The following is a 26,829-nucleotide window of genomic DNA, read 5'->3' as shown; positions in this document are numbered from 1 at the left end:
TCAGTGGGAAGACACGCCAGCAGGGTTTGGCGCCTGTGTCGAGGCGGCGGGCTCGGCGAGGACGGGCGTGTCCACAGGCTTGGGGCCGCTCGCCGGCAGGAGGATGACCACGCGCAGGCCCGGCGCATTGTCCTCGAGCCTGAGCTCGCCGCCATGCAGGCGCACCACGCCCGCCGCCAGCGACAGGCCGAGCCCGAAGCCCGGCTTGCTGCGGCTGGCGTCGAGCCGGACGAAACGGTCGCAGACGCGGCCGCGATCGGCCTCCGGGATGCCCGGCCCATGATCGGCGACCGACAGCGCGACCCGGTCGCCCGCCTGCCGGGCCACGACGGTCACGGTGCCGTCGCCGCCCTGCTCCGGGCCACCGTATTTCAGCGCGTTGTCGATCAGGTTGTTGAGGGCCTGGCCGATCAGCTCGCGGTTGCCGCGGATCTTAAGCCCCGGGGCGACGTCGCTCGCCAGCGACAGGCCCGCCTCCTCGGCCAGCGGCTCGTAAAGCTCGGCGAGGCCCGAGACGATCTCGGAGATGTCGAGCTCGCTCATATTGTCGCTGACGCGGCCGGCCTCCAGCCGCGCGATCATCAGGAGCGCGTTGAAGACGCGGATCAGGTTGTCCGCCTCCTCGATCGCGCCGTCGAGGGCGGCCCGGAGCTCGTCCGGCGATTTCGCCGTGCGCAGCGCTTCCTCGGCCCGGTTGCGCAGGCGCGTCAGCGGCGTCTTGAGGTCGTGGGCGATGTTGTCGGTGACCTGCTGCATGCCGGCCATCAGCTCGCCGATGCGGTCGAGCATGGCGTTGAGGTTGAGCGCGAGGCGATCGAGCTCGTCGCCCGTGCCGGTGATGGCGATCCGGCCTTCGAGGTCGCCCGCCATGATGGCGTGCGCCGTCTCGCTCATGCCGTCGATGCGCTTGAGGACGCGCCGCGCCACGAACCAGCTCGCGAAGCAGCCGAGCACGAAGACCAGCGCCAGCGACCAGCCGGCGGCGCGGCGGATGACGATGCCGAGCCGCTCGCGCTCCTCAAGGTCGCGCCCGACGAGCAGGCGAAACCCCGCCGGCAGGATGAACACGCGCACCAGCGCGCGTCCCGGCGTATCCATCGCCTCGCTGGAGCGGGCATATTCGATCTCGCTCTCGCCGGTGCGATCGAGCGTGCCGGGCGGGATCGCCTCGACATTGCCGGCGATGCGCTCGCCCACCGGCGTGGTGACGAGATAGAGCGAGGCGCCCGGCGCCCGCGAACGGCGCTCGATGATGTTGACCAGCCGGCGGATGCCGCCCTGGCGCTGCTGCTCGGCCAGGCCCCGGATCTCGGCGTCGATCGTCGAGCGGATCTGGTCGGTCAGCAGGCGCCTGGCGTTCCAGGAGACATAGCCGAGCACGAAGGCGGCGAAGAGCGCGAAGATGACGAGATAGGCCGCCGTCAGCTTGAAGGCGGTCGTGCGGAACAGCGTCGGCAGGAACTTCTGGCGCTTCCTCGGAAGGGGGTCAGCGGGCGTTGTCACGGACCATGTATCCCGCGCCGCGGATGGTGTGGATCATCGGCGGTTCGAAGCCCTTGTCGACCTTGGCGCGCAGGCGGCTGACATGCACGTCGATGACGTTGGTCTGGGGGTCGAAATGATAGTCCCAGACGTTCTCCAGCAGCATGGTGCGGGTCACGACCTGGCCGGCATGCTTCATCAGATATTCGAGCAGCCGGAACTCGCGCGGCTGCAGGACGATCTCCTGCCCCTGGCGGGTGACGCGGTGGGCGAGCCGGTCGAGCGAAAGCTCGCCGACGCGGTAGGAGGTCGGCTCGGCGGCTGGCGCCCCGCGCCGGCGCGCCAGAACCTCGACGCGGGCGAGCAGCTCCGAGAAGGCATAAGGCTTGGGCAGGTAGTCGTCGCCGCCGGCGCGCAGGCCCTTCACCCGGTCGTCGACCTGGGCGAGCGCCGAGAGGATCAGCGCCGGGGTGTCGTCCTTCTGCTCGCGCAGCGAGCGGATCAGCGAGAGGCCGTCGAGGCGCGGCAGCATGCGGTCGATGACCAGCACGTCGTAGCCGCCGCCCTCGGCCATGGCATAGCCCTGCAAGCCGTCGGCGGCATGGTCGGCGACATGGCCGACCTCGCGGAACGCCTTGGTCAGATAGGCCGCAGCCTCGGCATCATCTTCGACAATGAGGAGTCGCATCGGCCAACCCTATCGCAAGAATCACGAGAACGGCAGGCCGGAGCATACGCATCCGACCTGCCGCCGTAACGGCGGGTCCCCCGACTGGGGCGACAGGAACCGGTGAACCCGCCGGCTACGCTCAGGCCGCGGGCTGGCGGCCGACCTCGAAGGTCACGTCACGCGATTTGCCTTCACGGTAGAGGGTGATCGTGGTCTTGGCGCCGGGCGCGAAGGCGGCGATCTTGCGCGACAGGTCGCGCGCGTCCTTGACCGCCTCGCCGTTGACGGCGGTGATGGTGTCGCCGCGGCGGATGCCCGCCTTGGCGGCCGGGCCATCGCCCTGCGCCTCGGCGACGAGCGCGCCCTTGGGCTCCTTCAGCCCGATCGCATCGGCCATCTCGCCGGTCACCGGCTGGATCTGCACGCCGATGAAGCCGCGCGCCACCTTGCCGTCCTTCTTGAGCTGGTCGACGACCGACTTGACGGTCGAGGCGGGGATCGCGAAGGCGATGCCGACATTGCCGCCCGAGGGCGAATAGATCGCGGTGTTGACGCCGACGACCTCGCCGTTCTGGTTGAAGGTCGGCCCGCCGGAATTGCCGCGGTTGATCGGCGCGTCGATCTGGATGAAGTCGTCATAGGGGCCCGAGCCGATGTCGCGACCCTGGGCCGAGACGATGCCGGCGGTCACCGTGCCGCCGAGCCCGAAGGGGTTGCCGATCGCCAGCACCCAGTCGCCGATGCGCGCCTTGGCACCGGAGAGCGGGACATAAGGGTAATTGCCCTCGTCCTTGACCTTGAGCAGCGCCAGATCCGTGCGCGGATCGGTGCCGACCACCCTGGCCTCCAGCGTCTTGCCGGCATCGGTGACGATCTGGACCTCGGTCGCCTTCTCGACGACGTGGTTGTTGGTCACGACATAGCCGTCCTGGCTGACGAAGAAGCCCGAGCCCTGGGCCATGCCCTGGGGCCGCTGCGGCCTATTGGGGCGCTCGGTCTCCTGGTTGCGGAAGAAGCGGCGCAGCTCCGGCGGCAGGTCGTCGAGGCTCTGCTCGTCGGAAGCCGCGCCGCCGGTCTTGACGCGCACCGAGACGACGGCCGGCTTCACCTTGTCGACGAGGTCGGCGAAGGAGGGCAGCGTGGCCTGCGCGCCGGAGAGCTGGATCGGCTGCGCGAGGGCGGCATGGTCCTGCATCAGCGCGCGATCGGCGACGCCGGCGACGAGCCCGATGCCGAGAATGGCGGTGCCGGCGAGAAGGGCGCCGCGCTTCAGGATGGATTTGCGATGTTCAGTCTGTGTCGTCATGGCGGAAACCTCGTGGAGTGACAGGGCGCTTTCCCCTGCTCGTGAGGAGGACCATGGCGGCCGGCGCCTTACGCGGCTTTGGCCTGAAGATGACGTTTTGGTAAGGTTGAGACGCCCGCCGGCGCCTATTCCGGCTCGTCCCGCAGCAGGCTGTCGACGCGCTGGCGTTCCTCCTCCGTCAGTGGCGCGGGGGTCGCGGGCTCCTCGCCCGCGCGCTGCCGGCCGCGGCGCCAGACGAAACCCGCTCCCGCCAGCAGGATGAGGAAGGGCGCGGCCCAGAGCATCAGCGTATGGGCGTTGAAGGGCGGCCTGAGCAGGACGAAATCGCCATAGCGGGCGACGACGAAGGCGACCACCGCCTTGTCGTCGTCGCCGGCGGTGAGCCGCTCGCGGACGAGGATGCGCAGGTCGCGGGCCAAGGGCGCGTCGGAATCGTCGATCGACTGGTTCTGGCAGACGAGGCAGCGCAGGCCGGCGGAGATATCCCGCGCCCGCTGCTCCAGAACCGGATCGCGCAGGATCTCGTCGGGCTGCACCGCGCGGGCGGCGGGCGAAACCAGCAGCAGGAGGAAAAGGGCGAGGGCGATCCGCCGCATCGGCCTACTCCGCCGGCTCAGCGACGGCGGCAGGCGCGGCGCGCCTGGGCGCCGCCAGCCGGAAGCGCCGGTCGGTCAGGGAAAGCCCGCCGCCGAACGCCATGACGAGCGCGCCGATCCAGATCAGCAGGATCAGCGGCTTGTCGTGGAGGCGCACGGCGATGCCGCCGCCTTCCACCTCGCCGAGGCCGATATAGGCCTGGCTCAAGCCATCCGTGCGGATGCCGGCCTCGGTCGTCGGCATCGAGCGGGCGGTGTAGACGCGCTTGGAGGCTTCGACCGGCTGAAGCTCGCGGTCGCCGGAGAAAACCCGGAAACGGGCGACCTCGGCCCGGAAATTCGGCCCGGTCCGTGGCGAGATCGCCTCGAGGACGACGGTATAGCGGCCGCTGGTCAGCCGCTCGCCGGGCTTCAGGACCGCGATCGCCTCGCTGCTCCAGGCTGCGGCGGCGATGCCGATGATGCTCAAGCCCAGGCCCGCATGGGCGAAAGCCGTGCCCCAGGCCGAGCGCGGCAGGCCCCTGGCGCGCGACAGCATCGCCTTCGGGCCGCTGGCGCGCGTCACGATGCGCTCGGCGAGGTCGAAGCCGGCGGCGAGGACGAGGAAAAGCCCCAAGCCCACGCCGAGCGGCGCCAGCACCGGCCCGCCGCGCGTCATGGCGATGAGCGCAAGCGCCGCCAGCACGGCGAGCCCGAAGGCGGCGGCATTGCGCTGCGCGGCGCCGAGCAGGTCGCCGCGCTTCCAGGCGAGCGACTGGCCGATCGGCATGAGCAGCAGCAGCGGCACCATCACCGGCACGAAGGTGGCGTTGTAGAAGGGCGGGCCGACCGAGATCTTGTCGCCGGTCAAAAGCTCCAGCAGCAGCGGATAGAGCGTGCCGACGAAGACGGTGGCACAGGCCGTCGCCAGGAAGACGTTGTTGACGACGAGCGCGCTCTCCCGCGAGACCGGCGCGAACAGCCCGCCCTGCCGCAAGAGCGGCGCCCGCCAGGCGAAGAGCGCGAGCGACCCGCCGACGAAGAAGATCAGGATGAACAGGATGAAGAGGCCGCGCGCCGGCTCGGTGGCGAAGGAATGCACCGAGGTCAGCACGCCGGAGCGGACGATGAAGGTGCCGAGCAGCGAGAGCGAGAAGGTCAGGATCGCGAGCAGGATCGTCCAGACTTTCAACGCGTCGCGCTTCTCCATCACCACGGTCGAGTGGATCAGCGCCGTGCCGGCGAGCCAGGGCATGAAGGAGGCGTTCTCGACCGGGTCCCAGAACCACCAGCCGCCCCAGCCGAGCTCGTAATAGGCCCAGTAGGAGCCCATCGCGATGCCGAGCGTCAGGAAGGTCCAGGCCAGCAGCGTCCAGGGCCGGACGGCGCGCGCCCACATCGCGTCGATGCGCCCGTCGATCAGGGCGGCGACCGCGAAGGCGTAGGTGATCGAGAAGCCGACATAGCCGACATAGAGGAGCGGGGGATGGATCGCGAGGCCGAGATCCTGCAGGATCGGGTTGAGGTCCTGCCCCTCGGCCGGCGCGGGACTGAGGCGCTGGAACGGGTTCGAGGTCAAAAGGGTGAAGGCGAGGAAGGCGACCGCGACGAGGCCCTGCGCGGCGAGCGCGCCGGCCCGCAGGCGCGGCGGCAGCGAGCGGCGCGACAGCGCGACCAGCGCCCCGAACAGCGTCAGGATCAGCACCCACAGCAGCATCGAGCCTTCGTGGTTGCCCCAGACCGAGGTGAATTTGTAGATCAGCGGCTGCGCCGAATGGGAATTGGCGGCGACGTTGGCGACCGAGAAATCCGAACGGACATAGGAGGTCACCAGAGCCGCGAAGGAAAGCGCGACCAGCGCGAAGGAGATGAGCGCCGCGCTTGCGCCGACCGAGGCCAGCGTCCGGTCCTGGCGGAACACGCCCCAGAACGGCACCACCGTCTGGATGACGGAGACGCCGAGCGCCAGCGCCAGCGCATAATGGCCGATCTCGACGATCATGCGCGGCTCACGGCTTCACCGGCGCAGGCGCAGTGCCGCCGGCCTGCCAGTGCCCCTGCTTCTTCAGCGCGTCGGCGACCTCGCGCGGCATATAGGTCTCGTCGTGCTTCGCCAGCACCGAATCCGCCTTGAAGTGCCCGGCGCCCTCGAAAATACCCTCGGTGACGACGCCCTGCCCTTCCCGGAACAGGTCGGGCAGGAGCCCGTCATAGCCGACCTTGATCGAGGTCCTGCCGTCGGTGACGCCGAAGGAGATGCGCTGGCCCGGGCCGCGCTGGACGGAGCCGGTCTCGACCAGCCCGCCGAGCCGCATGCGCGTGCCGGGCTGAACGCCCTTCTCAACGATCTCCGTCGGGCCGAAGAAGAAGACGATGGTGTCGCGCATCGCGAAGAGGACGAGGCCCGCCGCCAGGAACAGCACGGCGCCGGCCGCCGCGATCAGGGTCAGCCTGAGCTGCTTGCGGGTCAGGCGGCGCTTCGCCGGCCGCGTCGGCTGGGCAACGGTCATGGCGCGGCCTCCTTCAAGGCCAGTTCTTGCGCGAGAGCGCCGAGCGCCGCAAGCGCCGCCTCGTCCCCCGCCAGCCGCTCGCGCGCGGTCTTCATCGCCTGAAGCGCGGCCGCCCTGTCGCCGAGGACGGTGCGGGCGCGAATCAGACGGCTCCATTCGGGCAGGCTGCCGCCGCCGGCGTTCAAGCGCTCGGCAAGGCCGTCGACCATCGCCCTGATCGCCTGCTGGCGCTCGGCCTCGGGCAGGGCCGCGATCGCCTTGCCGCCGGCATCGCCGCGCATCCGCTCCAGCCGGCCGCGCACGGCGCCGGCCCAGTCGGCATCCGCCGGCGCCTCGGCGAGGAGCTCGACGAGCGCAGCCTCGGCGCCCGCGCCGTCGCCGTCCTGCTCCTTCGCGAGGGCGAGGTAGTAGCGGGCGCGCGGGCTTTTCGGATCGAGGCTCACCGCCTCGGCCAGCGCCTCGCGCGCGGCGGCGGTGACGACGCCGCCCGCCTCCATGATGCGGGCCTCGCCCAGCCCTGCGTAAAGCTCGGCATCGGGCTTGCCGAAGCGGACAGCGGCGGCGAAGGCTTTCGCCGCCTCGTCATAGCGGCCCTGGCGCAGATAGATCGGCGCGAGCAGCGACCAGCCCCGCGCATCGGCGGGGTTGGCGGCGAGATGGGCTTCCATCCGCGCGAGCATGACGGCGAAATCCTGCTGCGGGCCGGCCTTCTCCAGCCGCGCCGCCAGCGGCTGGTCGGGTTGACCGGGAGCGCCGTAGAGGCCGTAGATCACGAGCGCGAGCAGCGGCACCACGGAGAGCATCAGCGCCGAGCTCGCCCGGCGGCGGCGCAGCGAGGGCTCGGTCTCGCCGGCGGGCCCGGCCTCGTCGCCGGCGGCGCGCAGCAGGCGGCGGGCGGCCTCGGTGCGGGCGGCCTGTGCCTCCTCCTCTCCGATCAGCCTGCGGGCGAGATCGCGGTCGATCTCCTTGAGCTGGGCGCGGTAGAGGCTGCGGGCATCGGCGACATCGGCAAAGCCCTGCATCCGGCCATGGCCGAGCGGCCAGAGCAGGGCGAAGACCGCCGCTCCCGTCATGGCTGCGAAGATGGCCCAGATCATCATGCGGCGTTCTTAGCCAATCGTCCGGTCGGGTTCATGGTGACAAAGGGTCACGCGGCGATGAATTCCTCTAAACCGAAGGAAGTTCCAGACGCGCCCTGAGGCCGCCGAGCGGCGAGCGGTCGAGACTCAGCCCCCCGCCATAGAGCTTGGCGAGGTCGACGACGATCGAGAGGCCCAATCCGGAGCCCGGCGTGGTCTCGTCGAGACGGCGCCCGCGCTTCAGCACCTCGGCCATCGCGTCGGGCGGCAGGCCGGGGCCGTCATCGTCGATCACGAGCGCGATCCGCCCCGCCTCGGCCGCCTTGCCGTCCGCAAGCGAGATTTCAACCCGCGAAGTCGCCCATTTGAAGGCATTGTCGAGGAGATTGCCGAGCATCTCCTCCAGATCCTGCTTCTCGCCGCGGAAGCGCAGGCCGGGCGGAACCGTATGCGAGCCCGTGACGCCCCTGCCCTGCGCGATCTTCATGAAGGTGCGCAGCAGCGCGTCGAGCGAGGGGACGACCTCGGTCACGCCGCCGAGCGCTCCGGAAAGCGCCGCCGCCCGCGCGCGGTCGAGATAATACTGGACCTGGTCGCGCATCACCGCGGCCTGCGTGCGGACGGTCTGGGACAAGGGCCCGTCACCGGGGCTGGTGTCGGCCTCGTTGATCATCACGCTGAGCGGGGTCTTGAGCGCATGGGCGAGATTGCCGACCTGGGTGCGGGCGCGATCGAGGATCTCGTGGTTGGCGTCGATGAGCTGGTTGAGCTCGCTCGCCAGCGGCGCGAGATCGGGCGGATAGCGCCCGACGATCCGCGGGGTCTCGCCCGTCCTGACCGCCCCCACGGCCGCCCGCAGGCGCACCAGCGGGCGCAGGCCGAAGCGGACCTGCACCAAAGTCGAGGCGACCAGGGCGATGCCGAGCAGCAGGAAGGTCATCGCCAGCGCGAAGCGGAAATCCTGGATGTCGCCCTCGATCTCGTCGGCGGGCGCGGCGACGGCGACGATGAAGCGGCCGTCCTCGCCGACATCGATCTCGCGCTCCAGGATGCGCAGGCGGCGATCATCGGGGCCGAGGACATAGCTTTCGTGCAGCCCCCGGCTGTTGGGCTGGATCGCCTGATCGAGCAGCCTGGGCAGTTGCCCGCCGACCAGCGAGCGCGAGGCGCGCACGTTCGGCCGGTCGCCGTCGAGCCGGGTGATCTGCCAGTACCAGCCGGTCAGCGGCAGGTCGAAGCGCGGCTCGCCGAGATCGCCGACCGTCTGGCGTTCGGTCTCGGGCGGGGCGGCGAGGTCGGCGACGAGCTGCTTGATATAGACCGACAGCCGCTCGTCGAAGCCGCGCTCGGCCGAGCGGCGGTAGAAGGTGGTCAGCCCGATGCCGGCCAGCACGAGGATGAGGACGCAGCAGAAGGCCGCCGAGAAGAACAGCCGCGTTCCCAGCGAATAGCGATGGGATTTGAGCGGCATCGCCCGCGATCAGACCTTTTCCGGGGCGGCGGCGATGTAGCCGAGGCCCCGGACGGTCTCGATGATCTCGACGCCGAGCTTCTTGCGCAGGCGGCCGACGAAGACCTCGATCGTATTGGAATCGCGGTCGAAATCCTGATCGTAGAGATGCTCGACCAGCTCCGTGCGCGAGACGACGCGGCCCTGGTGGTGCAGGAGATAGGAGAGCAGCCGGTATTCGTGCGAGGTCAGCCGCACCGGGTTGCCGTCGACGACGACGCGGCTCGCGCGGGTATCGAGCCGGACGGGGCCGCAGGTGAGCTCCGAGGTGGCATGGCCCGCCGCGCGGCGCAGGAGCGCCCTGACGCGCGCCAGCAATTCCTCGATATGGAAGGGCTTGACGACATAGTCGTCGGCGCCGGCGTCGAAGCCGCCGACCTTGTCGCTCCAGCGGTCGCGCGCCGTCAGGATCAGGACCGGCATCACCTTGCCGGCGCGGCGCCAGCCCTGCAGCACGGCGACGCCGTCGACCTTGGGCAGGCCGAGATCGAGGATGACGGCGTCATAGGGCTCGTTCTCGCCGAGATAGAGCCCTTCCTCGCCGTCGAAAGCCTTGTCGACGGCGTAGCCGGCATTCTCGAGCGCGGTCACGATCTGGCGGTTGAGGTCCTTGTCGTCCTCGACGACGAGCAATCTCACGGTCGGTTCGCTCCAGTTGCTTCAGATCAGCGGATGGTGGCGATCTTGCCGGATTGTCCTTCCAGCGTCACCCGCGCGACGCGGCCGTCGCGCTTCAGCGTGGTCACCACATAGACGAAATCCCCACCCTGCCGGCAAAGCTGGATGCGCAGGACCTCGCCCGGCGCGGCGCGGCGGGCATGGCGGGAGGCTTCCGCCGGCTGCATGACGCGCCCTTCGGCGACGGCGTCACGCGTTTCCTCGGACGACAGGCAGGCGATCGGCGTCGCGTCGTCGACGCGCAGGACCGGCAGCGGCGAGGAGGCCAAGAGCGCAAAAGCGAGAATCGGTTCGACCGGCATCATCGCCACCGGCTAGTCCCATCCGCGTGAATACGCCATGAATGCATCGCCCCCTCCCGGGCGAAGACTAGATCAGCGCACCGGGATCCGTCCACGCCATTCGCCGCCTACCCCCACCGTCGTGCTGAGCTGGCGGAGCGAAAGCGCGATCTCCAGCTGCGGCGCGCCGAAATCGACGATCTCCTGCGCGGCGGGATAGGTCCATCCGGGACCGTTCACGATTTCGGCATGGAGCGCGGTGTCGCCGTCGAAGATGCGGATTTCGTAGCGCTCGTCCGCTTCGCCCAGCGGCACCTCCGTGAGCTCCCAGGAATCGCCGTCGATTCGCGTCCGCCTGAGCCAGCTCAAGGCGATGCCGGCATCGCCGCGGCGCGCCCGCGGCCTGACCGGGGACAGGGGAACGAGCGCCCGGCCGGTCACACCGGCCTCGAACTCGACCATCGTCGGATCGCCGACATCGTGGCGGGCGGGGCCGACACGGTAGCGCCGGCTGCGGCCGAGATCGGCGAGACTGGTCGTCAGGGGAACCGCCGCGCCATCCAGGACGACGACACGGGCGCCCTCCGGCAGAAGGCGCCCCGCCGCGGCCTCGCTGCCGCCGATGCCGCGGATCAGCCGCGACAGGCGGAAGCGCTGCGGCCCGACGAGCTCGGCCTCCGCGACCGTGACGATCTCGACCTCCCCGTCCTCGCCGATCAGCGCCAGCGCGTTCGCGCCCGACAGCGCCGCCTCCGGCGGGACGGAGGCGAGGATGCCGCCGCGCAGCCTGACCTCCAGCACGGCGCCCCGGTCCGTCCGCCAGAGCGGTCCGGGCGGCAGCGCGGTCAAGGTCTCGCCGACGATCGAGGGCGCCTCGACGAAACCGTCCACGGTGAACAGTCCCGCCTCGTCGGCGCGCCAGATCGCGAGCGCGCCCGGCCAGGGGGCGGCGAAGGCGGCGAGCGACAGAAGCGGCGGCGGCTCGACGGTGACGATCGGCAGTTCCAGCGGAACGGCCAGCGGGCGCCCCGGCAGGGCAGGCGGATTGCGCGGCGGGCGGGGGTTTCCGCCGGCTCCCGCCCCGACATAGACCGCAGGCTCCACGGCCCGCGCGCTGATCCGCCGCGTCGCGCCCTCAGCGATGCGGGTGACGCGGAAGAGGCGGCTGCCGGCATCGACCGGGAGCGACAGGACATCGCCCGGCTCGATCGCGACGCAGCGCGGCGAAAGCTCGCATTCCAGGCTCTCGCGCGCCGCCCAGGCTTCCTGGAGCCGCTGATCGGCCAGGCGCTGCCCTTCGGCCGAGCGGGTCACGATCGCGGTCTCGACGGCGACCTCGCGCCGGGCTGCCCCGGCGAGACGGCGCGAGCGCGCGGCGGCGCTGCGGTAATCGGCCTCGCTGTCGCTGAAGCCGAGGCGCAGCTCGAGCGGCAGCTCGCTTTCCTGGCCGCGCCTGAGCGTGAAGGGCTCGCCGCCGCGGTCGGGCACGAGATCGTCGGCCCCGAGCCAATGCGCGACCTTGCCGCCCCGGCCCTCGAAACGCAGGGCGCCGGCGCTCATGATCGCGTCGAAGCCGAAGCTCTGGGCCAGCGGTTCCAGCGCCTGCCGGGCCGAGAGCGGACGGTCCAGCACATAGCCGTCGACGAAGCCGTCGACCGTGATCCGGCTGGCCGCGGGCAGGCCGAAATCGGCGAGGAGCCGCGCCACGAGCCGGTCGACCGGCGTGCCTTCGAGACGCCCGTTCAGCCAGTGGCCGGTGTCGAAATTCGCCCCATCCGCCCAGATGCCGGACAAATCCGGAAAGGCGGGGAAAGGCCGCAGGTCCCAGTTCCAGACGAAGATGTGAGCCGGATCGACCATGCGGATGCCGCTGACCGGATGGACGGGGTTGCGCGCCGCCTCGAAGCCCAGACGCGCCGGATCGAAGCCGGAGATGATCGCCTCCAGCGCCCGCGCCTGGACGAGATCGTCGCGCGCGCCGCTCGAGAAGGGCGGATAGCCGCTCTCGGCGGATTTGGGGTCGGGGAACATGTTGGGCGCATTGGCGCCCTTGTCGACGGCCGGCACGCCGATCTCGGTCAGCCAGATCGGCTTTCCGCCGGGCGAAAAGGCGGTCGCGGTGGTCTCCGCGCCGCCGGCGCGGCGGATATGGGCGTTGCTCCACCAGCCCCGGAGATCCTTCGGCCGGAACGTCCAGGGCTTGCCATGGGCGCCGTCGGTGATCGGCAGGCGCGCCTGCGCGGCCCGGCCGGCCGCGTCGGCATAATACCAGTCATAGGCTTCGCCGGCGGTCAGGCGCTCGCGCAGATAGGCGAGATCGGCCGGGCCGCGCGCCATGCCGGCATCGGCATGGCTGGCGGAATCGCGCCAGTCCGAGAGCGGCGGGTAGAAGTCGATGCCGATCGCGCCGATGGCGGAGGACGCCCAGACGGAATCGAGCGGGAAGTCGACATCCTGCCCGCCGTTGCGGACATCCGCGCCGTATTCGGTCCAGTCCGCGGCATAGGTCAGGACGGCGCCCGGCAGCACGGTCGCGACGTCACCGGCGATGGCGGCGAGATGGTCCGGCATGGGATAGCCGGAGGCGCCGCGCAGATGCGTCAGCCCGACCATCTCGGAGCCGACGACGAAGCCATCCACCCCGCCGGCGAGCCTCGCCAGCGCGGCGCAATGCATCACCAGGCGGCGATAGGACCACTCGCCCGGCTTGGCGCAGGCGACGACGCCGCCCACCTCCGTCATGTCCGCCGGGCCGACCGTGCCGACGAAGGAGGCGATCTGCGCCGCCGCGCCCGCGCCGCCCTCCGGGCTTCCCGGGCGGCCCGGCGCCGGATCACAGGTGATGCGCCCACGCCAGGGATAGCGCGGCTGGCTCGCCGCGCCCGACCAGGGATCCGGCAGGGTGTTGCCGGCCGGGATATCCATCATCAGGAAGGGGTAGAGCACGACCTCGAGCCCGTAATCGAAGCGCAGGCGCCGGATCAGCGCGACGACGCTCTCGTCGGAGGGGGTGCCGCCGAAGGCGGGCCGGCCATTGACCTCGCTGACGATGCGGGCGGTGAAGCGCGTCAGCCCGGCGACCGACCAGTCCGCTCCCTCAGTCGGTTTCTGCACGATCTCGGCCCGGGGCGCGACGCTGCAGGCGCCGGCGCGCAGATCGTCTCCGAACCAGCTCACGACCAGCGAGACGCGGCGGAGATTCGGGCAGAGCCACAGGAGATGGACCAGCGCCGTATCGGCGTCGCTGTTGCCATAGAGCTGGTGGCGCGTCAGGCTTTCGCTGACGCCGGGCTCGGGCTCGTGGCTGACCGGCCGCATGTCGTAGACGAACTCGCCCGCGCCCGGCGTCAGCGCCACGGCCCGGATCATGCGGTTGAGGCCCTCGACGGCCCGCACGACCTCGAAATCGAATTGCGGCACGCGGTTGCCGTAGTCGGCGAGCGGGAAGCGCTCGAACACGACATAGGCGAGCCCGCGATAGGCCGGCGCCTCGCCCGCCTCCTTCGCCACGATCAGGGGATCGGGCGCCTGCACCTCGTCGCCGCGATGGAGGCGCATCGCGGCGGTCTGGACATCATACTCGCGCCCGTCGACCCAGATGCGCCGGATGAAGGCGATCGGCCCTTCGCACAGGCCGATGGCGAGGTTGGCGTAGTAGCTGTAGGTCGTCTCGTAGGTCTTGGTCGAACGCCCGCCCTTGCCGCCGCTCTTGGTGCGCGTGATCGCGACGGTGACCTCTTCCTCGATGCGCGTCGCCCAGATCAATTGCCCGCCGAGCCGGGCGCGGCCATAGACGCGCGGGATCGCGGCGCCCTCGGTCGCCGCGAGCCCGTTCACCTCCTTGAGGCGCGGCCCGTCGACGATCTTGTTGCCGCCGGAGCCGCCGAGCCAGGCCTGGTCGAGGCTCGCCCCGGCGAGGCCGCCCAGCGCCTGGCCGATGGCGCCGCCGACCGGCCCGCCCAGCGCCGTGCCCAGCGCGGCGCCTGCAACCTGGAGAAGAAGCGTCGCCATCAGTCCGTCACTCCGGGAAAGGAAAAGGCATGGCTGAGATGGCGCCGCCACCAGGGGGTGAAGGCGACCTCGGCGACGGCGGCGCCGTCATGGGCGTGGATCAGGCTCCCGGGCGCCGACAGGATCGCGCAATGCTTGGCAGGCAGATGCTCGCGCCAGCGGAAGAGCAGCGCGTCGCCCGGCCGCGCATGCTCCACGGCAAGCGGGCGCAGATGGCGCGCGGCGGCCAGCGCCAGCGTCTCCTGCCCGAGGCTTTCCGCCCAGCTTTGCGAATAGGGCGGCGGCGCCTCGGGCTCCGCGCCGCAGAGCTCGCGCCAGACGCCGCGCACCAGGCCGAGGCAATCGCAGCCGACGCCGCAAAGCGAGGCCTGGTGATGATAGGGCGTGCCGAGCCAGAGCCGGGCCGCCGCGACGATCTCGGCGCGCCTCATCGGAACAGGCTCCCGCCGTCGAGCCCCCCGTCGCCGGGGCGAACGCCGCCGATGATGAAGTCGTTCGTCGGCATGTGCGGGAAGCCGCGGAAATTGACGCCGTTGCCGAATTTGGCGCGGCAGGTCGCGAAGCTCTTGTCGCAGCCGGGCGTCACCCTGAAGCCGTCGCCGGGCAGGATCGCAGCCGCCGGAGCCTGCCAGAGCTGGAACAGCGCGCGCGTCCCCTCGCGGCCGTGGCGCTTGACCTCGGTCGCGAAGCCGGCATTCGCGCCGCCGGTGAAGACGAGCCGGCCGCCGGTGAAATATCCGTCCGCATAGGAGCCAAGCCCATCGGCCGACAGCGAAAGGCGCCCGTCGCTCTCGTCGACGCCGGCCGTGGCGGCGCTGAGCGCGACGCCGCAACGCTGATCGCCGAGATCGGCCGAGCAGGCGCGCAGATAAAGCCGGCCGCGCTCCTCGTCGAACGCCTTGGCCAGGCCGCGAACCTCGGCGGTGAAGCCGGTCTCGCCGCGCTTGACCTCGCCGACATAACCCTCTTCCAGCAGGAGACGCTCACCGGGATCGGCCCAGTCGACCAGCCAGATCCGGACCCGCGCATCGTCGTAGAGCCCGCGTGCCAGATCGGCCTCGTTCAGCCCGGACGCCGCAAAGGCGCCCGCGACCTCGCCGCCACCGATGGCGAAGCCGAGCTCGGCTGCGCTTTCCGCCGCCTCGAGGCCGGTCGCGGCGGCAAAGGCGATGTCGTCGAAGGACAGGGGACGGTCGTGATCGGTGAAGCCGAGCACGAGGCCGTCGCGGCGCGTCAGGCTCCAGCAATGGCAGAGCGTCGTCGCGCCGGCCGCGATATGGGCGGCAAGCCCGGATGGAATGTCACGCATGGGATAGCCTCTAGGGAACGATCTCGACCACGGGAACGCGCGGGATCTCGCCGGCCGCGAAGGCGGAGAGATCGACCTCGATCGCATCGGTGTCGAAGCGGACCGGCACGTCGAAGGCGAAGCCGGCGGTCACCACGGCATCCGCGGGCGGGATCGCCCCCGGCGCGAAGCTGACTTCGCCGGTCGCGGGGTCGCAGGAGAAGTCCTCCGGCGCCAGCGCTATGCTGTCCAGAGCGACCTTGACCGTCCCCTCGCAGGGCTTGGTGATCTCCCGGCTGTAGGCGGAGGGGCCGGATCCGTAGAGCTTGCTGAGCTGGAAGACGCTGGCGACGCCGTCTCCGGTCCCGATCACCTGATCTGTCGCCGCCGGCTCCTGCGAGGGCGGGCAGCTCTTCCAGTCGAGCGGATCGCGCCAGCGGAAGCCGTAGAGGCGGCCGCGACGCTCCTCGAAGAAGCTCACCACCGCCGCCAGCGCGTCGAGCGTGCGGATGCCGAGGCCGGCATCGTAGCGGCGGCGCGAATGGGCCCAGCGGCTGTTGCGCACCTCCCGCCCGGAGGCGAGCGTGACGATCTGGGTCTGGCGTTCCGGCCCGCCGCGCGCGCCGCGCGCGACATCCAGCGGAAAGCGGACCTCATGGAAATCCGGCATGTCCGCCCTCCCTCTAGAGCGCCCGTCCGCCGCGCGCGACGGCGCGGGCGATGGCGGCGGAGACCTGCGCCTCCGAGCGGCGGAAACTCTCGGCATCGGGGGTCGAGACCTGGACGACCACGCTGAGCGGCCGGGCCTGCCCGCCGCCGGCGCGCACGCCGAGCCGGCCGTCCGGCCCGCGCGCGAGCGGCATGATCGCCTCGGCTCCGCGCTCTGCCATAAGGCCGAGCCCGCGCCCGGTCGGGAAGTAGGACGGCGAGGCGACGATGCCGCCCTCGGCGAAGGGCGCGACCGGCAGGCTCGCGCCCGCACCGCCGAGGCTCAGGCCCCCGAACAGGCCGCTCAGGCTCTGGATGCCGGAGCCGAGCAGGCTCGACAGGCCGCTCTGCAGCGGTTTCAGCGCCGTCTTCAGCAGGCTGTCGGTCATCGAGCGGCCGACGCTGCGCAGCACATCCTCGAAGCGCTTGCCCTCGACGATGCCGCGCGAGAAGGCGCCGACGATCGATTTCCCGAAGCTCTCCGAGGACCGGCTCAGCGACTGGGTCAGCCGGTCCATCGTCCTCAGATCGGCGAGGCGCCCCGTATCGAAGCCGTCATCGTCCGTCATGGCATCCTCTCGGTTCAGTTGCGTCGGGATAGGCGTCCATCAGCGCGGCGAGCGCCCCGCGTTCCGGGGCGGGGCCGCGCTGCGGGGCCTGGTGGGCGCGCAACGCCGCCGCGATCTCGCGCGGCGTCGCCGCCCAGAAGTGCTCGGGCGGCCAGGCCAGCCGGCCGAGCCCGAAGGCCATCACCTCGCCCCAGGGAAAACCCGCCGGCGCGCTCACGCCGGCGGCTGCGGAGGGCGGGCCGCGTTTCCCTCGCCGAAGGTCGCTTCGAGCAGGGCGATCGCGGCTTGAATCGCGCCGCTAAGCCCGCCGTCGAAGGCGAGCTCCGCGACCTCCTCGTCGCGGATCGCCCGGCCGGCACCGCGCAAACCGGCGGCGATGATGCGGATGATGTCGCGGGCGGAGAGCCTGCCCTCGACGAAGCGCTCACCCAGCGCGGGAAGGCTGTCGACCGCGAAAGCGTGCTCCAGCTCGGCCAGCGCGCCGAGCGTCAGCCGCATCGGCAGGCTTTCGCCGGCGACCATGAGCGCGGTCTCGCCGCGATGACGATTGACCATGCTCACCTCCTCACGGCGCCGCGAAGGCGAGAAGCCCGGCGGATTCGAGCGACATATCGAAGGTGACCTCGCCGGCATGGTCGCCGCGATATTCCAGCCCCGTGATCTGGAAGGCGCCGGAGATCGTGCCGAAATCCGGCACGACGACCTGCCATTCCAGGATCGTCCCGTCGAAGAAACTCTGGCGGACGAGCGCGTCGGAGGCCTCGTCCTTGAAGATGCCGGCGCCGCTGATGCTGGCGCGGCGCACGCCGGCGCCCGCCAGCAATTCGCGCCAGCGCCCGGCCGATTCCGAATGCGTCACGTCGACGGTCTCGGCGTTGAAGGCGATCTGGCGCGCCCTCAGGCCCGCGACCGTGACGAAACCGCCGGCGCCATCAGCCGCCTTGAGCAGCAGGTCCTTGCCCTTCTGTGCCGCCATGCGGCTTCTCCTTTGTCGGTTAGGTGGTGCGAACGACCGCAGGCTCGCTCCCTCCGTCATTCCGGGTTCTTCGCTTCGCGAAGCCCCGGAATGACGGCGGATGCGCCTAGAGCGTTTCGGTCACGGCGCGGAAGCGGATCGCCACGGAGGGCAGCCCCTTGCGCGCCTCGCGGGAAAGCCGGCTCGTGAGCCAGCGCAGATTGATCAGCCTGTGCCCGTCCAAGGCGAGATCGGCTTCATGCAGCGCCGCGACGATCCGCCCGGCCGCCTCCAGCGCCTGGCGCGACGAGCCGCTCTCGGCCGCCCAGACGACGAGCACGAATTCCTGCTCGCAGCCCTCGTCGCTGCCGGTCGACCAGTCGCGCGCCTCGACCTCGCCATGGACGACATAGAGCCCGCGCGCCGCACGTGGCGCCTCGTCGAAGACGCGGGTCGGGCCGATCAGCGCCGTGAGGCTTGCATCCGCGACGAGGAGCGCCTGCACGGCGGCGCGAAGCGCAAGGATGGGATCGCTCACGGCACCACCTCCTCGACCAGGCAGACGAGCCGCCGGCGCGACCCGTCCGGATCGGCGGCGGAGCGGATGTCGAACAGGCGATCGCCGTCGCGCAGGCGCCGGCCGGCATCGACATCGCCGCGCCAGCGGATGGTGACGCGATAGTCGCGCGCCTGTTCCGGCCGTCCCCGACGCCAGGATTCGGAGCCCGAGAGCCATTCGACCTCGGCCCAGAGCGCGGCCACGGCCTCGAAACCGTGCGTCGCGCCCCCGAGCCCGTCGGGCGATGCGACGGGCGCCTCCAGCACGAGCCGGCGGCGCAGGCGGCCGATCGCGGCGGGTTCCTCCGCCATCTCAGAGCCTCCCGCGGCGGAAAGGCGCGATGAGCGCCGCAATTGCGGCCGGCAGGGCCTGCCCGTCGCGCCCGGCGACATCGCCGCGCTGCTCGAACCAACGGGCGGCAAGCCGCAACACCGCCTGCCTGAGCGGCGCCGGCACGGCGGCAGCCGTCGCGCCATAGCCGGCTACGATGTCGATCTCGATCGCGCCATGGCTGCGGCCGATCTCGGGCAGCTCCCCCGTCACGCGGATCAGCGGCGGGTCGGCTGCCATCTCCAGGGTGAGCGAAGCAGGTGCGACGGCTTGCGCCTCGCCGAGCACGTCGTAGACGCGCGCCTCCTCGATCCGCATCAGCGGTGAGAGCGGCAGGCGGATCTCGCCGGCCGCCGGCCAGCGGTCGAGCACGATGCGCCAGGGCTGCTCGATCAGGCAGCGGCCGGCCTGCGCCTCGATCATCAGCCGGGAGGCGGTGATCAGGGTCGTCAGCAGGGCGTCCTCGTCGGTCTGGTCGAGGCGCAGGAACTGGCGGGTCTCGGCGAGCGTCACCGGCTCCATCGCCGGCGGTGCCAGGGCAAGCGGCGTCATGATCGCTCCGTTCGAAAGGTCGATTGCACGGGTCCGGCCGCGAAATCGCAGCCGGGAGGGTTCATCTGCGGGGCGGAGCGCGCTATCAGCGCCCTCTCGGAGGAGACGCCCGATGCCCATCGCCAAAAGGATCGCCGCCATCGGCCTCGCCTGCGCCCTGCTGGGCAGCCATCCGGCCGAGGCCGTGGTGGCGGGGCAGGAGGGCGGACCCGACGCCGAAGCGACGCTGATGGTGCTCAACGCCCGCGGCGGGGTCTGCACCGGCATCGTCGTCTCGGCGCGGGCGATCCTGACCGCCGCCCATTGCGCGGCGGGAGGCGCGGAGCTCAGGGTCCACTGGCGGGAGGCGGGAGAGCCTGTCCTCGTCACGCCGGCGGCGGTCGCGCTGCATCCCGAGTTCGACGCCGGTGCGATCCGCAGCCGGCGCCGCTCGGTCGATCTCGCGCTGATCCGGCTGGCGGAGCCCCTGCCCGGCCGGTTCAGCGCCGCCGACCTCGTCGACGGGCCGCTGCCACGCGCCGGCAGCCGCATCACGCTCGCCGGCTACGGCGTCGCCCGCGAAGGCGAGGCCCGCAGCACCGGGACCTATCGCTCGGCGGCGTTGACGACCGTCGAGCCCTATGGGCCGGGCCGCATCCTGCTCTGGGCCGCCGACGGCGCGGGCGACGGCAAGAAGCCGGGCGCCGGCGCCTGCCAGGGCGATTCCGGCGGGCCGATCTTCGGCGAGGCCGGCATCGTCGCGGTCACGAGCTGGTCGACCGGGCCGTCCGGGCGCCAGTGCGGGCTTTTGAGCCAGGGCGTGCTGGTCGCGCCGCAGCGCGGCTGGATCGACAAGACCCTGGCGCGATGGGGCGAAAGCGCCGGCTGGATCAGCGGCCGCTGACGGAGGGGCTGGACTGTGGCGCGACACGACATAGATTGATCGGCTGGTCCATTGGTTCGCTTCATGATCCTTCGCTCGTCATTCGCCCTTGCGTGTTTCCTGATCGCCGCCCAGCCGGCGCTCGCCGTGGTCGGCGGCGTCGATTCGCGCGATGCATCCGGTGCCCGCGCCTCGACCGTCAGGGTCGAGACGAGCCGGGGCGAACTCTGCTCGGGGGCGGTGATCGCTCCCGAGATCGTCCTGACCGCGGCGCATTGCCTGATGGGCGGCGGCACGATCAGCGTCGTCAGCCTCGATACCCGCTTCCGGGCGCGCCGCCAGGCGGTCGTCGCCGTGCTGCCCCATCCGAGCTTCGTGCCGGGCACGACGCCGCGCACCCAGCCCGGCACCGACCTCGCCCTGTTGCTCCTGGCGAAGCCGCTGCCGCGCGACATCGAGCCGCTGACGCTGGGCGGCGGCCTCTGGCAGGGCGAAACCGTCACCATGGCGGGCTTCGGGCTGTCGCTGGAGAACAACAAGGGCACAGCCCGGCGCCTGCGCGAGACCGAGCTCGTCAATGCCGGCAACTACACCACGCAGAACACGGTCAAGGTCGCCGTCGACGTCGAAGGCCGCGGCGAGACGCCCGGCGCCGGCGCCTGCCGCGGCGATTCCGGCGGGCCGGTGCTCAGGGGCCCGGCCCGCTCGCGCGACCTCGTCGGCATCGTCAGCTGGTCGAGCGGCCCGCTGAAGACGCAGGCCCGCCGGATCTGCGGCGGCTTCACCGCGATCACGCCGATCGGCGACCATCGCGGCTGGATCACCGAGGCCAGCGCCCGGCTGCGCGCGTTTCGCGACGGGGTGCCGGCGGCGCAGGCGGCGGAGCCACCCGCCGCCTTTTCCTGGTGGTTCACGCGCTAGATCGCCATGCGCCCTGACGGACGCGAAGCGGCGATCCAGCTTTTCCCCGTATCGGATTGATCCGAAAAGTGGATTCCATTTTTCGGTCCGATACTCCGGTTCAGACCGCGAATTTCAGCCCCTTGATCGCGGCGAAATCCTGGACGCCGCCGCCGACGCGCTTGGTCGTGTAGAACAGCACATAGGGCTTGGCGGAATAGGGATCGCGCAGGATGCGCACGCCCGCCCGGTCGACGACGAGGTAGCCGCGCCGGAAATCGCCGAAGGCGATCGAGATCGCGTTGTTGGCGATGTTGGGCATCTCCTCCGCCTCGACGAGCGGGAAGCCGAGCAGTGTCGCCGGTGCGCCGGCCGAGGCCGGGGGCTGCCAGAGATAATGGCCGCTGGCGTCCTTGAACTTGCGGACGGAGCTTTGCGTCTTGCGGTTCATGACGAAGCAGGCGTTCTGGCGGTAGCCGGCCTTCAGCGCATAGACCAGGTCGACGAGCACGTCGGAGGGGTCGGAGGCCGGGAAGGCGCCGGCGACGCCGGTGTTGAGCACGCCGATATTGCCCCAGCTCCAGCTCCCGTCGGCGACCGTCGGATAGGCGAGGAAGCCCTTGGGCTTGTCGGTGCCGTCGCCGCTGACGAAGGCCTTGCCCTCCTGCTCGGCGAAGGCGCTCTCGACCTCCTCGGCGATCCACTGGTCGATGTCGACGATGGCGTCGTCGAGCAGCGTCTGCGTCGCCGCCGGCATGGCGTAGAGCTCCATCGCCGGGAAGGAGAGCTCGGCCAGCGTCGGCGCGGCACCTTGCGTCCGCGCCCCCGTCTCGGCGACCCAGCCGGAGGCGGGGCCGGTGGTCGAGAAGGCCTTCTTGTAGGTGCCGGACGAGATGGTGCGCACCGTCGCGAGCGAGCGGATCGGCGAGACGCCCGCCAGGCGGCGCAGGATCTCGCCCTCGACGGTCGCCGGCGCGAGATAGCCGCCATCCGGCCCGGAGCCGGCGGAAAGCGCCTTGGCCTCCAGCCGCTTCAGCCCGCCGGCCTCGCCGCTGCGGACATAAGCCGCGAAGGCCGCCTTGTGCTCCGCCGCCAGCGGGTCGCGCGGCCCGTCCCGGCCGAGCGGCGGGCGGGCGCGCTCCAGCGCCAGCCGGTCGATCCGGCGCATGGTGTCGTCGAGCGCGGCATCGATGCGGGTAAGCTTCTCCTCGGTCAGCGGGTCGGCGCCCTGGCGCGCCTCGATGTCAGCGAGGCGCTCCTCATTGGTGACGCGGTAGTTTTCGAGGGTGTAGCGCAGGTCCTCGAAGGCCAGCGCGAGATCGGCGCCGGCTGCCTTGGTCTCGGGCGCGGTATTGAGATGGCTCATGGTCTCTCCTCGGGGTGATCGAATCAGGTGAAAGCGCGGGGCCGCTCAGCCTTCACGGCGGCGATCCGGGCCTGGGGCAGCATCGGGAAGGTGACGACCGACACCTCCCAGAGGTCGATGCGCTCGAGCCGGCGCAGGCCGGTGCGAGGCTCTGTGCGGGCCTTCTCCCGGCGAAAGCCGATGGAAAGCCCGTCGATGGCGCCGTCGAGCATCAGCGCGTGGATCTCGCGCGCACGGGCGACGGAGAGCGACAGCCGGCCGCGCACGTAAAGGCCGCGCCCGTCCTCGACGAGGCTCGACCAGCGGCCGATCGGCTCGGCCGGGTCGTGCTGCCAGAGCATCTTCACGCCGCCCGGCCCGCGCCTGAGCAGGCTGTCGCGGAAGGCGCCGGGCTCGACGACGTCCCGGCCGAGATCGGGCACGCGGAAGAGGCTGGCATAGCCTTCGAAGACGCCGTCGCGCCCGATACGCTCCGGATGGAGCGGCAGGAGCTTGGATTCGAAGGCGGCGCCGGCGGGGTCGAGCCGCCTCATCGCGACGCCTCCCCCTCGCCGCCCTTCACCCGCTCGGATTCGAGCCTGGCGAGCTGGCGGACGAAACGGCCGAAGGTCTCGACGGGCGGCCTGGCGGGAGCCTTCGCGGGAACCTTGGCGGGAACCTTGGACGAAGATCTGGCGGGAGATTTGGACGCCGGCTCGGCGGCGCCGTTTCGGCCTTTCATGACGGATCCCCTTCGTGACGTGCGTTGAAGCGGTTGAGCTCGCGGACGAAGTCGTCGAAGCGGCGATTGGCGGCGGTCAGCTCGCGCAGGACGAGCCAGGCCAGCCCCGAGGCGCTCGCCGCCCAGAGCAAGAGGCCGAGATGGCCGACATCGGCGCGCCCGACGAAGGCGGCGACGATCTGTTCGATGAGGTTCATGAGGTCTCCTTCCCGGGGGCACGCCGGCCGTAGCCGACCGCCTCGCGCTTCTCGTCCTCGTCGAGGAAGGACGCGCTGCCCAGCCGCCGCCAGAGCGATTCGCGCTCGTCGGCCAGCGCCTCGATGGCGTCGAGATCGGGCTCCAGCGTGAGCTCGTCGCCGAAGGCCGGGCCGAGCCATTGCGCCAGCGACTGCGCCGTGCGGCGCACCAGCGGGATCACCGTCTGGCGCCAGAGCGCGCGGTTCGCCTCGGCGAAATTGGCGTGGGTGTTGTCGCCGGGCAGGCCGAGCAGGAGTGGCGGCACGCCGAAGGCGAGCGCGATCTCGCGGGCCGCGACGCCCTTGGCGGCGACGAAATCCAGCTCCGCCGGCGTCAGCGAGAGCGGTTTCCAGTCGAGCCCGCCTTCGAGCAGCAGCGGGCGGCCGGCATTGCGCGCGCCCTGGAACGAATCCTCCAGCTCCTGCTTCAGCCGCTCGAACTGCGTCTCGGTCAGCGTCGCGCCTTCCGGCCCGTCATAGACCAGGGCACCCGACGGCCGCGCCGCGTTGTCGAGCAGGGCCTTGTGCCAGCCGCCGGCGGCGTTGTGGATGTCGAGCGAGACCGCCGCCGCCTCGATGGGCGAAAGGCCGTAATGGTCGTCGACGGGGTGGAACAGCGTCAGGTGCAGGATCGGCGGCAGGCCGTCCTCGTTCTGCCGGAAGCGCACCGTGTCGCCGCCGACAGTGTAGTCGTAAGCCTCCGGCCAGCCATCGCGGCCGGGCACGACCCGCATCCGGTCGGGCCTCAGCGCATAGAGCTCGCGCGGCTCGTGGCCTGCGCTCACCGCCTCGACATAGGCGTTGCCGGCGACGAGCAGGTGGCCGACCAGCATCTCGCGGAAGGCGATGCCGCCCTGGCGCGGATTGGGCCGCTCGATCAGGGCGAGCACCGGATGCTCAGGCATCTCGCGGGCACCGACCTTGGCGACGAGCGCCGTCTGCGCGGCCGCCTCCGCGATCAGGCGGACGCAGCGATGCACGACCGGGTTGCGCTCATAGCCCTCGCGGGCGAGCGCGACATAGTCGCGCGGCGTCCAGACGGCGCGCCCGGCCCCGTGGAGCGCGATCAGCGGCCCGACACGCGAGCGCTTCCGGTCCGGCGCGGCAAGGCCGCGCAGGCTGCGAAGGAAATCGAACATGGATGTCTCGCTGTTGGAGCGTGAAGTAAGCGAAGGCTAGATGCCCCTGACCCGCGGCCGGGGCTTGGGCGCGAGCATCAGATGCGTCAGCGCCCAGACGAGCGCGTCGAGCCGGTCCGGCGAACGGCCGGTTTCGAGCCCTTTCGGGCCGAAGGCGCACATCTCGTCCTCCAATTCCGGGAAGGTGCCGGCATGGCGGACCCGGCCTTGCGCATAGAGTGCCGCCACCGGCTCGGCCCTGAGATACTTGCCGCGCGTCGCCCGCACGGAGACCACCGGCACGCCGGCATCGACCTCGCGGATGATGCTCTCGACCATCTCGCCGCCCTGGTTGACCTCGACGACGAGCGCATCCGCCTCGTGGCGGCGATAGAGCGCGACGGCCTTTTGCGCCCATTCCTGCGGCCGCGCGCCGGCAAGGGTCGCATCCTCCAGCATGTGGCCGAGGCCGTCGCCGTCGATGCCGGCGACGATCAATCCGCAGCGGTCGGCCCGCTGCGAGGAGGTCGCCGGCGGATCGACCGCGACGACGATCCGCGCCAGCGGCGGATGCCGCTGCTCGCGGGTGGCCTCGATCATCGCCCGCGTCCAGAGCGCGTCGGGACTCTCCTCGACGATCTCGCCGTCGAGCTCCTGGCGGCCGAGCCGCGTCCCGCCATAGGTCTGCGTGACGGTGCGCAGGAATTCGGCGGCAAGGTTGTAGCGATTGTCTTGCGTCCGCGCCCGGCTCACCGCGACATGCGGCTCGACCAGCAGGCGCTTCACCAGCGGCACGGGGCGCGGCGTGGTGGTCACGACCTGGCGGGGATGGTCGCCGAGGCGAAGCCCGAATTGCAGCATGTCCCAGCACTCCTGAAGGTTCGGCCATTTCGCCAGCTCGTCGGACCAGGCGGCGCCGAATTGCGGGCCGCGCAAGCCTTCCGGGTCCTCGGCCGTGAAGACCTGCGCGATCGCGCCGTTCGGCCAGCGCAATTGCCTGAGCGAGGGCAGCCAGTCCGGCCGCTCCCAGCGGGTATGGATCGAGAGCAGCCCGGAGACGCCCTCGATCATCACGTCGCGGACCTGACTTTGCGTCTCGCCGACCAGCGCGATCCGTTCGGTCGGCGCTTCGGCGAAGGGCGCCACGCCGAGCGCCATGCCCTTCACCCATTCGGCGCCGGTGCGGGTCTTGCCGGCGCCGCGCCCGCCGAGGACGAGCCAGACCGGCTTTGGCGGAGCCGGCGGCTTCTGGTCGTCGCGCGACCAGAGCGGCCAGCATTCCAGCAGCACCTCGGCCAGCGCGGGTTCGAGCTCAGGCAGGATCCTCGGGATCACCCTCGCCCATTTCGCGGCGGGCAAGAGCCTCAAGACGTCGGGCAAGCTCGCGGCGGAGCTCGGCGACATGGCGCAGGCCGTCGGCGGCGGAAAGATCATCCGTCTGCTTGTCCTTCTTCACCGCCTGGGGTTCGTCGATCGCGACCAGCTCGCGCACCGTGCGGGCGAGCGTCGCCAGCGCCTTGGCGTCGGCCTCGCTTACGGTCGAGCCCTTCGGCAGGTCGCCGAGATGGTCCTCATGGGCGTCGATCTGGCGCTTGGCGGCGCGCCAGAGCTGGCCCACCACCGCCTTGCGCGAGACCGCCTTGCGTTTGGGCTGTTCGGCCATGTCGTCCCTTCCGGCTGCGGGCACGAAAAAGCCGCCGGCTGAGGCAGCGCGGCGGCTTCGTTCGGGCGGATTTCGTGAGCGTTCCCGATCTCTACCCGATCAGCGCCACGATGTCAAGACAATATTCCTACAACCCTTAAGAGCATCCCGCGAGGATAAGTCAGGCCTGCTCCTTCTCGATCCATTTATAGGTCGCGGCGGGGACGTAAGCCTCCATCCGGTCGAGCAGCGTCGCGGGCTCGTCGTCGGTCATCGCCATGGCGCGGTGGCCCTGCTTCAGGAAGCCCGCCGCGACGGTGCGGTCGAGGAAGGTCGCGAGCGGATCGTAGAAACCGGCGACGTTGAGCAGCCCGAGCGGCTTGGCGTGGATGCCGAGCTGGCCCCAGGTCCAGATCTCGAACAGCTCCTCGAAGGTGCCGATGCCGCCGGGCATGGCGATGAAGCCGTCCGAAAGCTCGGCCATGCGCGCCTTGCGCGTGTGCATGGTGTCGACGACCTCGAGCCGGGTCAGCCCGACATGGCCGATCTCCTTGTCCTTGAGCGCCTTGGGGATGACGCCGTGCACCTCACCGCCCGCCTCCATCGCGGCATTGGCGACAATGCCCATCAGGCCGACCGCGCCGCCGCCATAGACCAGCATAAGCCCGCGCCGGGCGATCTCGGCGCCCATGGCGCGGGCACCGGCCGCGTAGACCGGATCATGGCCCGGATTGGAGCCGCAGAAGATGCAGACCGATCTCATGAGCCCAATGCCTCCAGCATGCGATTCAGACGACGCCATCATGGCAAGCACCGGCGCGCGCGTCAGCCCATATCCGAACAATAAGGCTCGGAGCCTCTAATTGCCAACGATTTGCAACTGCATTGACAATCCGGCGGCCGGCCTGTACCTCCTGTTGC

The 26,829-nt window shown here is 71.0% G+C and carries 30 protein-coding genes and 1 pseudogene; 2 read left to right on the top strand and 29 right to left on the bottom strand.

What is annotated here, in order from left to right; genetic code table 11:
• From M9917_RS16315 to M9917_RS16215, 21 genes and pseudogenes are all read right to left on the bottom strand, one after another.
• A complete protein-coding gene (locus M9917_RS16315) occupies positions 1-1,503 on the bottom strand; it encodes a sensor histidine kinase (RefSeq protein ID WP_297255414.1) in 1,503 nt (500 codons plus the stop codon).
• The gene (locus M9917_RS16310) at positions 1,487-2,170 is read right to left on the bottom strand and encodes a response regulator transcription factor (RefSeq protein WP_297255412.1); all 684 of its coding nucleotides are present in this window, start codon (positions 2,168-2,170) and stop codon (positions 1,487-1,489) included. The genes M9917_RS16315 and M9917_RS16310 overlap by 17 nt, the downstream gene beginning before the upstream one ends.
• A 130-nt stretch (positions 2,171-2,300) precedes the next feature.
• A pseudogene (locus M9917_RS16305) lies at positions 2,301-3,347 on the bottom strand (trypsin-like peptidase domain-containing protein); the annotation flags it as partial.
• 236 nt (positions 3,348-3,583) lie between these two features.
• Complete coding sequence (locus tag M9917_RS16300; RefSeq protein WP_297255410.1) at positions 3,584-4,054, bottom strand: cytochrome c-type biogenesis protein; 471 nt, start codon at positions 4,052-4,054, stop codon at positions 3,584-3,586.
• 4 nt (positions 4,055-4,058) lie between these two features.
• Entirely contained in the window at positions 4,059-6,035 is a 1,977-nt protein-coding gene (locus M9917_RS16295; protein ID WP_297255409.1) for a heme lyase CcmF/NrfE family subunit, read from the bottom strand.
• A 7-nt stretch (positions 6,036-6,042) separates the two neighbouring features.
• Positions 6,043-6,504, bottom strand: coding sequence for a cytochrome c maturation protein CcmE (ccmE, locus tag M9917_RS16290; RefSeq protein ID WP_297257100.1), 462 nt, complete (start codon positions 6,502-6,504; stop codon positions 6,043-6,045).
• Positions 6,505-6,539: 35 nt separating this feature from the next.
• Positions 6,540-7,643, bottom strand: a complete 1,104-nt coding sequence (gene ccmI, locus M9917_RS16285; RefSeq protein ID WP_297255407.1) for a c-type cytochrome biogenesis protein CcmI — start codon at positions 7,641-7,643, stop codon at positions 6,540-6,542.
• Positions 7,644-7,710: 67 nt separating this feature from the next.
• Positions 7,711-9,093, bottom strand: a complete 1,383-nt coding sequence (locus M9917_RS16280) for an ATP-binding protein (RefSeq protein ID WP_297255406.1) — start codon at positions 9,091-9,093, stop codon at positions 7,711-7,713.
• A 9-nt stretch (positions 9,094-9,102) separates the two neighbouring features.
• Positions 9,103-9,771: a response regulator transcription factor gene (locus tag M9917_RS16275; RefSeq protein WP_297255404.1), complete on the bottom strand. Its 669-nt coding sequence runs from the start codon at positions 9,769-9,771 to the stop codon at positions 9,103-9,105.
• Positions 9,772-9,797: 26 nt separating this feature from the next.
• Positions 9,798-10,112 carry a PepSY domain-containing protein gene (locus M9917_RS16270; RefSeq protein ID WP_297255402.1) on the bottom strand — a complete coding sequence of 105 codons (315 nt, stop codon included), beginning with the start codon at positions 10,110-10,112 and terminating at the stop codon, positions 9,798-9,800.
• A 72-nt stretch (positions 10,113-10,184) separates the two neighbouring features.
• Positions 10,185-14,102: a baseplate multidomain protein megatron gene (locus tag M9917_RS16265; RefSeq protein ID WP_297255400.1), complete on the bottom strand. Its 3,918-nt coding sequence runs from the start codon at positions 14,100-14,102 to the stop codon at positions 10,185-10,187.
• A complete protein-coding gene (locus M9917_RS16260) occupies positions 14,102-14,533 on the bottom strand; it encodes an NlpC/P60 family protein (RefSeq protein WP_297255398.1) in 432 nt (143 codons plus the stop codon). The genes M9917_RS16265 and M9917_RS16260 overlap by 1 nt, the downstream gene beginning before the upstream one ends.
• Complete coding sequence (locus M9917_RS16255) at positions 14,530-15,411, bottom strand: DUF2163 domain-containing protein (protein WP_297255396.1); 882 nt, start codon at positions 15,409-15,411, stop codon at positions 14,530-14,532. The genes M9917_RS16260 and M9917_RS16255 overlap by 4 nt, the downstream gene beginning before the upstream one ends.
• A 10-nt stretch (positions 15,412-15,421) precedes the next feature.
• Positions 15,422-16,060, bottom strand: coding sequence for a DUF2460 domain-containing protein (locus M9917_RS16250; protein WP_297255395.1), 639 nt, complete (start codon positions 16,058-16,060; stop codon positions 15,422-15,424).
• A gap of 13 nt (positions 16,061-16,073) precedes the next feature.
• Positions 16,074-16,667, bottom strand: a complete 594-nt coding sequence (locus M9917_RS16245) for a phage tail tape measure protein (RefSeq protein ID WP_297255393.1) — start codon at positions 16,665-16,667, stop codon at positions 16,074-16,076.
• Positions 16,654-16,884, bottom strand: coding sequence for a phage tail assembly chaperone (locus tag M9917_RS16240; RefSeq protein ID WP_297255392.1), 231 nt, complete (start codon positions 16,882-16,884; stop codon positions 16,654-16,656). The genes M9917_RS16245 and M9917_RS16240 overlap by 14 nt, the downstream gene beginning before the upstream one ends.
• Positions 16,881-17,222, bottom strand: coding sequence for a gene transfer agent family protein (locus M9917_RS16235; protein WP_297255390.1), 342 nt, complete (start codon positions 17,220-17,222; stop codon positions 16,881-16,883). The genes M9917_RS16240 and M9917_RS16235 overlap by 4 nt, the downstream gene beginning before the upstream one ends.
• Before the next feature lie 10 nt (positions 17,223-17,232).
• Positions 17,233-17,643, bottom strand: coding sequence for a phage major tail protein, TP901-1 family (locus M9917_RS16230; RefSeq protein WP_297255388.1), 411 nt, complete (start codon positions 17,641-17,643; stop codon positions 17,233-17,235).
• 106 nt (positions 17,644-17,749) lie between these two features.
• The gene (locus M9917_RS16225; protein ID WP_297255386.1) at positions 17,750-18,160 is read right to left on the bottom strand and encodes a DUF3168 domain-containing protein; all 411 of its coding nucleotides are present in this window, start codon (positions 18,158-18,160) and stop codon (positions 17,750-17,752) included.
• Positions 18,157-18,492 (bottom strand): phage head closure protein, encoded by a 336-nt coding sequence (locus M9917_RS16220; protein ID WP_297255384.1) that lies wholly within the window; start codon positions 18,490-18,492, stop codon positions 18,157-18,159. Before M9917_RS16220 ends, M9917_RS16225 begins: the two co-directional genes overlap by 4 nt.
• Position 18,493: 1 nt before the next feature.
• Positions 18,494-19,063, bottom strand: coding sequence for a head-tail connector protein (locus M9917_RS16215; protein WP_297255382.1), 570 nt, complete (start codon positions 19,061-19,063; stop codon positions 18,494-18,496).
• Positions 19,064-19,175: 112 nt separating this feature from the next.
• Between M9917_RS16215 and M9917_RS16210 the strand changes: the two genes are divergently transcribed.
• Both M9917_RS16210 and M9917_RS16205 read left to right on the top strand, forming a co-directional pair.
• Entirely contained in the window at positions 19,176-19,946 is a 771-nt protein-coding gene (locus tag M9917_RS16210; RefSeq protein ID WP_297255381.1) for a S1 family peptidase, read from the top strand.
• 63 nt (positions 19,947-20,009) lie between these two features.
• A complete protein-coding gene (locus M9917_RS16205; protein WP_297255379.1) occupies positions 20,010-20,846 on the top strand; it encodes a S1 family peptidase in 837 nt (278 codons plus the stop codon).
• Positions 20,847-20,946: 100 nt separating this feature from the next.
• Here the strand turns inward: M9917_RS16205 and M9917_RS16200 are convergent, their stop codons facing one another.
• From M9917_RS16200 to M9917_RS16165, 8 genes are all read right to left on the bottom strand, one after another.
• On the bottom strand, positions 20,947-22,191 hold the full coding sequence (locus M9917_RS16200; RefSeq protein ID WP_297255378.1) for a phage major capsid protein: 1,245 nt from the start codon (positions 22,189-22,191) through the stop codon (positions 20,947-20,949).
• A gap of 23 nt (positions 22,192-22,214) precedes the next feature.
• Positions 22,215-22,724 carry an HK97 family phage prohead protease gene (locus M9917_RS16195; RefSeq protein ID WP_297255376.1) on the bottom strand — a complete coding sequence of 170 codons (510 nt, stop codon included), beginning with the start codon at positions 22,722-22,724 and terminating at the stop codon, positions 22,215-22,217.
• Complete coding sequence (locus M9917_RS16190; RefSeq protein WP_297255374.1) at positions 22,721-22,912, bottom strand: hypothetical protein; 192 nt, start codon at positions 22,910-22,912, stop codon at positions 22,721-22,723. Before M9917_RS16190 ends, M9917_RS16195 begins: the two co-directional genes overlap by 4 nt.
• Positions 22,909-23,109 (bottom strand): hypothetical protein, encoded by a 201-nt coding sequence (locus tag M9917_RS16185; protein WP_297255372.1) that lies wholly within the window; start codon positions 23,107-23,109, stop codon positions 22,909-22,911. The genes M9917_RS16190 and M9917_RS16185 overlap by 4 nt, the downstream gene beginning before the upstream one ends.
• Positions 23,106-24,287 carry a phage portal protein gene (locus tag M9917_RS16180; RefSeq protein WP_297255370.1) on the bottom strand — a complete coding sequence of 394 codons (1,182 nt, stop codon included), beginning with the start codon at positions 24,285-24,287 and terminating at the stop codon, positions 23,106-23,108. Before M9917_RS16180 ends, M9917_RS16185 begins: the two co-directional genes overlap by 4 nt.
• Before the next feature lie 36 nt (positions 24,288-24,323).
• The gene (locus tag M9917_RS16175) at positions 24,324-25,601 is read right to left on the bottom strand and encodes a DNA-packaging protein (protein WP_297255368.1); all 1,278 of its coding nucleotides are present in this window, start codon (positions 25,599-25,601) and stop codon (positions 24,324-24,326) included.
• Positions 25,579-25,929, bottom strand: a complete 351-nt coding sequence (locus M9917_RS16170) for a hypothetical protein (RefSeq protein WP_297255366.1) — start codon at positions 25,927-25,929, stop codon at positions 25,579-25,581. The genes M9917_RS16175 and M9917_RS16170 overlap by 23 nt, the downstream gene beginning before the upstream one ends.
• Before the next feature lie 160 nt (positions 25,930-26,089).
• On the bottom strand, positions 26,090-26,671 hold the full coding sequence (locus M9917_RS16165) for an LOG family protein (RefSeq protein ID WP_297255364.1): 582 nt from the start codon (positions 26,669-26,671) through the stop codon (positions 26,090-26,092).
• Positions 26,672-26,829 lie beyond the last annotated feature (158 nt).

It is taken from the genome of Bosea sp. (in: a-proteobacteria) (assembly GCF_023953965.1).
In the GTDB taxonomy this organism is placed as follows: Bacteria; Pseudomonadota; Alphaproteobacteria; order Rhizobiales; family Beijerinckiaceae; genus Allobosea.
The sequence above is the reverse complement of the archived record's forward strand: the minus strand, read 5'-3'. Positions and strand labels throughout refer to the sequence as shown.